The sequence below is a fragment of the Pseudescherichia vulneris genome, assembly GCF_902164725.1.
GTDB classification, from domain to species: domain Bacteria; phylum Pseudomonadota; class Gammaproteobacteria; order Enterobacterales; family Enterobacteriaceae; genus Pseudescherichia; species Pseudescherichia vulneris.
On the sequence record NZ_LR607338.1, the window covers coordinates 311,542 to 314,731 of the forward strand.

Here is a 3,190-nt window from a genome sequence, read left to right on the forward strand (position 1 = left end):
TACTGTCCCGTGCCCTCTTCCACTGGCATTTTCTTCTTAGCCGTAAAGTTATAGATAACCAGCAGCGCAAAGATGCCGGTAATGGTCAGGGTAATCATCCCCTTATCCATAAACTGAGCCATATTGCCGAGAACGATACCTACTACGCCGAAATCGGTATCGGAGAAAGTGGTGTTGGTGAGTCCAATCGCCCCCAGAACCGGCAGCAGCGCAACAGGCAGGAAGGTAATTAAGATCCCGTGAGCAAACGCCCCACAGATGGCACCCCGTTTACCGCCGGTAGCATTACCGAACACCCCTGCGGTCGCACCGCAGAAGAAGTGCGGAACCACGCCAGGCAGGATCAATACCCAGTGAAGCTGACCGAGGATAAACAGCCCTACCAGGCCGCCGACGAAGCTAGAGATAAACCCAACCAGCACCGCGTTTGGCGCGTAAGGGAACACAATCGGGCAGTCGAGCGCAGGTACGGCGTTCGGCACCAGCTTCTCAGAGAAGCCGGTAAAGGCCGGAACGATCTCCGCCAGGATTAAGCGCACGCCTTGCAGAATGATAAACACGCCCGCCGCAAAGGTAATTGCCTGGATAAAGGAGTAGACCAGATAGTTTTGCCCGCCGCTGAAGTTGGCCTCAACGTACTCTTTGCCTGCCGATACCGACAGGATGAGGTAGATAACCATCATCGTCAGTGAGATAGAGATGGTGCTGTCGCGCAAAAAACTGAGGTTTTTCGGCATGTTCATCTCTTCGGTGGACTTGGATCCTTTACCTACCAGGGTACCAATCCAGCCCGAGAGAACGTAGCCGATAGTGCCGGTATGCGCCAAAGCCACCTGGTCACCGCCGACGATTTTACGCATATAGGGCTGAGCCAGCGCCGGGAACGCGGCCATCAACATACCCAACGCTAAAGACCCGGTATAGATAAGCTGAACACCTTCAAAACCGGCTACCGAGAGAATAATCGCCACCATGCAGGCCATGTAAAACGTCACGTGCCCTGACAGGTAGATATATTTCAGACGGGTAAACCTGGCGACGACAATATTTGCTACCATGCCGAAGGCCATAATCAGCGTGGTCGGCGCGCCGTACTTGGCGAGGGCGATTGAGACCATCGCTTCGTTGTTAGGGATGATCCCCTGAACGTCGAACGCTTCTTTAAAAATATCGCCCAACGGCGTGAGGGAACTGACCAGAACAGAGGCCCCGCCAGCCAGAACTAAAAAGCCGAGAATGGTTTTTACGGTTCCTTTAATCACATCCGGGAAAGGCTTTTTTTGTGCCACAAGCCCGAAGAGCGCCACCAGCCCCACAAGGATGGAGGGCACCTTCAGCACGTCGACGACAAACTGCAACAGGTTTTGAATAAACATATTAACCTCTACGGGAAGATGTTCATCTCGCTTTACGCGTTATTTTTCTCAAAATACTCACGTATTTTTTGCTCGATCTCTTTCAAGTCGATAATGTTATTGATGATGATAATTTTGTTCTCGGGCAGGTTAGCGCTATAGGCGATATCTTTCGCCATGACAAACACATCAGCCACGTCGGGCGTGACAGAACCGAGATCTGAGTGTTCGACATCCGCCACAATATTAAGATTTTTCAGCACTTTTTTGATGTTCATTTCCATCATGAAGCTGCTGCCCAGACCTGAACCACACACCGCCATCATTTTCATAACTCACCTCATTAATCGTTGATTACTGTTCGTCTACTGCGCGCTATCGCCCAGTAAAATTGCATTCAGCTCTTCTTTGCTGCACACGTTGAAGACCTTTTCCATTTCTTCTTCATCGGAGAGCAGTTCAGCCAACTGCGAGATCATCTCTATATGGCTATTACTGTCCGGGGCAGCAAACATAAACAGGGTATCTACCGGATCGTTCTCATCTGCATCAAAAACCACCGGTTCAGCCAGCTTAACTACCGATAAGCCCAGCGCCTGAGCGCCCTCTTCCGGACGAGCGTGCGGCATGGCAATTCGCGGTGCGATAACGAAGTAAGGCCCAATCTCCTCTTTCTGGCGGATGATGGCCTCGATATAGCGCTGTGATATCGCCCCTTCATTGAGGAGAGGAAGCCCGGCAATTTGAATGGCTTCTTTCCAGTCCGCGACTTTTTCAACGTACTGAACTTTTTCGTTATTCAACCACTTTGCCAATTGCGACATGTTTTTCTCCCCGATCTAAAAAACGCGCTTTTCTGTTTCAGGCTACTGTCTACGTATAGACATCTTTAAGATGTATAGTCATCTAGATAGTGGACCGGGATCTGGGCAGATACAACATGTAACGGTCACATTGCCGGGAACTCACGGAATTTGGATGCAAATTCGTTAAGCCGATCACATCTCTATATCACTCAAGTAGTGCTGAGATGAGAACATCAGGCATACATGTATAGACAGGCTCAGAAGAGCCACGCTTTCACATTCGCTGGGAATAAGATCAATGGTCGATGGCATAACAGAGAAACAGAGAGAGGTCGTTGATTACATCCTGCGAAAGATTAAGGATGATAGCCTGCTGCCCGGCGATAAGCTGGATACTGAAATTGCTATTGCCAAAAACATTGGTATTACCCGCGCCACCGTTCGCGAAGCCACGCGCATTTTAATCGAGCAGCAGAGGATCTACCGGGTTAAAGGTTCCGGCCTGTACGTGGGCTCAATTGGTATAAGCAACCATGCGGGCAGGTTTCACGCGCTCTCCCCTTTTGACTATCAGGCACAGAAGCACGGTTACAAGGGTGTGCGAAAGGTTATCGCCGTCAGCATTATCCGCGTTCCCTCGCATGATATGGCCCAGGCGTTACGCATTAAGAACAACGACAAGGTGTATAAAATTTTACGCCTGATGTGCTTCGATGATATTCCCGTTGCGCTGGAGCATAGCCATCTGCCGGTGAGCATGTTTAGCAGCATGGAGTTCAACAAGCTGGAGATCTCGAAATTCTCCTATATCGAACAGATTACCGGTAAAAAGATCCAGCGCAGGGACCAGAACCTGGCCGCAATCAATTTGACCGATGCGGATATACTGGCGTTGTTGCAACTAAAGGAGAATGATGCGGTTATTGAGCTTACGGAGACGGTGTTTCTTGATGATGGGACGCCCTGCGAGGTCAATATCGCGATGATTAATACACGGATCTTCCCGCTAAGGCAGGATTCTCGGCGGCC

The 3,190-nt window shown here is 50.2% G+C and carries 4 protein-coding genes; 1 reads left to right on the forward strand and 3 read right to left on the reverse strand.

The features are described 5' to 3' along the window. The 3 genes from FN633_RS01215 to FN633_RS01225 form a co-directional block, all read right to left on the reverse strand. A partial coding sequence (locus tag FN633_RS01215) for a PTS ascorbate transporter subunit IIC (RefSeq protein WP_154058783.1) occupies positions 1-1,376 on the reverse strand: 1,376 nt, incomplete at its 3' end. A gap of 32 nt (positions 1,377-1,408) precedes the next feature. Beyond that, positions 1,409-1,687, reverse strand: a complete 279-nt coding sequence (locus tag FN633_RS01220; RefSeq protein WP_103821585.1) for a PTS sugar transporter subunit IIB — start codon at positions 1,685-1,687, stop codon at positions 1,409-1,411. A gap of 33 nt (positions 1,688-1,720) precedes the next feature. Continuing rightward, entirely contained in the window at positions 1,721-2,179 is a 459-nt protein-coding gene (locus FN633_RS01225; RefSeq protein WP_154056465.1) for a PTS sugar transporter subunit IIA, read from the reverse strand. Between the two features lie 280 nt (positions 2,180-2,459). Between FN633_RS01225 and FN633_RS01230 the strand changes: the two genes are divergently transcribed. Continuing rightward, positions 2,460-3,190 (forward strand): GntR family transcriptional regulator (locus FN633_RS01230; protein WP_154058784.1); only part of this gene is annotated, 731 nt, incomplete at its 3' end.

Excerpts from the sequence above, each read along its gene's own strand:
- FN633_RS01220 (WP_103821585.1), bottom strand. The coding sequence starts at position 1,687 with ATGAAAATGATGGCGGTGTGTGGTTCAGGTCTGGGCAGCAGCTTCATG.
- FN633_RS01225 (WP_154056465.1), bottom strand. The coding sequence starts at position 2,179 with ATGTCGCAATTGGCAAAGTGGTTGAATAACGAAAAAGTTCAGTACGTT.